Annotated in this window: 1 protein-coding gene; it reads right to left on the bottom strand. The window is 30.5% G+C overall.

The features are described from left to right. Nucleotides 1-5: 5 nt before the first annotated feature. Nucleotides 6-1079: a hypothetical protein gene (locus CKF58_RS08145; protein ID WP_119532755.1), complete on the bottom strand. Its 1074-nt coding sequence runs from the start codon at nt 1077-1079 to the stop codon at nt 6-8. Nucleotides 1080-1510: the final 431 nt, after the last annotated feature.

The following is a 1510-nucleotide window of genomic DNA, read 5'->3' as shown; positions in this document are numbered from 1 at the left end:
CACTTTTATTTCTTTTCTGAAGTTAAAATTACTGGGCTTCCTTTTCTTGTTACAAAAGCAATGCAAGCAACTATTTTAAAACTTTCTTTTTTCATGACAATGCTTTCTAAATAAGGGTTAGTTGTCGACACCTTAAACGTGGTTAAATCATTATCCAGTGGCTCTAATAGTGCCATTTTAATATTAGAAAATACAGTGAACGGTTCTCTTGGATCAGCAATTAAATAATATCCTTCTGCGTAATACTTATCCCCTCTAATGATCCCCACTTTATCTCCAGAGATAATAAATGGTTTATAAAAATTATCTTCGATATCAATGACCGTGATCGAATTTACAGCTATATTTTCACTAGGGACGAAAAAGGTTGTTATATATTTATCCTTGGATTCTTCGGATAAAGTTTGCTCAAAGGTAATTTCCTCACCATGTTCAAACTCTGAGTCTTCACTTAACTCCAACAAATTATTAAATTCTTGGTTATATAAGCTGGGATCTGTAATCCAACCTTTACTTTTGCAATAGTAGAAGAAGTTCTTGAAATTAGTTGTCCGTAATCCAAATAATAAACAGATTTTATTAAAAAAGTCAGCAGTTACAAACTTAGTGTGATTAAAATTATTAATTACTGTCGTTTTGGTATAATCAAGCTCGTGAGCAAATTTGACAATTGTCCAAGCTAAACCTGTTTTTAAATCATTATAAAACTCAATAACTTGCTCTTTAGTTAAACTAATGAAAGGTGTACACGTTAGTTTCTCATCATCAGCTAGTAAATAAGGCGTTGCTGGGGTTGTCGGTAAATAATGAGGATCATTGATTAATAAATCGGCTCTTATAACATAACTGTCACAAAAGCTCAAAAATCGAACAGGAGTAATAACTGCATATTTAGGATAACGGTAACCAGCGTCTTCGAAAGCTTTAGTTAGTAATTTTTCGTTATCATGATACAGGGAAGATAAAAAAAGTCTTATCTTTGTGTCGTTGATTGTGGTTTCTTTATACCAATCCAGACTAGATTGTCCATTCTGTTTGAAATAATCATACACACCATCAACAAAAGTCTTTTCAATCATATTTTGCCTTAGGTTATAAAAATGTTAAACTTGTTTAACAATTATATCAAGTAAACGATAGAAATGGTAAAATAATAATTAAAACTATAGCTTTCAATTTATAACAACCCACAGTAAAGTTATGCTATAATGGGCTCATATTTTTACATATTTTCATAATCTAGTCCTCAGTCAAACAATGACTGGGGGCTTTTTTTTGGTACTAAAATTGTAAAATGCTATAACTCGTTGATAAACAAGTAAAACCCTAATTTTTAATATATTGGTTTTTGCTAATATAGAAAAAATCCCGCACTAAACAGTACGGGAATAACGGAACTAATAATTTAAATACATACGGAAAATCACTAATTTAGTGAAAAGCTAAAAATACCTAATATCTTAGCTGGGTATCAATTTTTGTCAAAACCCTAAAAAAGTCAAGCAAAAAA

The sequence above is a fragment of the Psittacicella hinzii genome (genome assembly GCF_003585935.1).
Classification (GTDB): Bacteria; Pseudomonadota; Gammaproteobacteria; order Enterobacterales; family Psittacicellaceae; genus Psittacicella; species Psittacicella hinzii.
This window is presented reverse-complemented; position numbering and strand designations above follow the sequence as displayed.

What these genes read in the sequence shown, in the direction of transcription:
- CKF58_RS08145 (WP_119532755.1), bottom strand. Translation starts at nt 1,079, where the DNA reads ATGATTGAAAAGACTTTTGTTGATGGTGTGTATGATTATTTCAAACAG.